We start from the raw sequence: 345 nt of genomic DNA, 5'->3' as shown, positions 1-345 counted from the left end.
GTACTTGAGGCCAAAAAGGTCTCATAGTCGTTATCACTGCCGATACCTTCTCTATACCAGAGGTATTCAGCAATAAAATCCCAGCCCTCGGTTGGATAAAAGAAGCTATTTTTTGCGTCATATTCAAGGTTAAACCCCAAACCTGAAGAGCGTGTCTCGGCAAGGGTATAACTGTCCGAACCAATCCCAGAATTATTCTTGAGCCTTACCTCACTATCCGCGTAGAACTGCTGTATACCCAAAAACAATTTAGTGTCTGCCACCCTAAACTGAAGTTTTTGCATGCCGCCATAACCTTCCGTTTCAAGCTCAACACCTACATCTTGCAGAGGACCACCACTATTG

General features: G+C 44.3%; 1 pseudogene. It reads right to left on the bottom strand.

What is annotated here, in order from left to right:
• A pseudogene (locus tag AB4585_RS22310) lies at positions 1 to 345 on the bottom strand (glyceraldehyde-3-phosphate dehydrogenase); the annotation flags it as partial.

Source organism: Vibrio sp. 10N.222.49.C9, assembly GCF_041474985.1.
Classification (GTDB): Bacteria; Pseudomonadota; Gammaproteobacteria; order Enterobacterales; family Vibrionaceae; genus Vibrio; species Vibrio crassostreae_C.
Note: the sequence above shows the minus strand (reverse complement) of the source record. Positions and strands in the feature narration are given on the sequence as shown.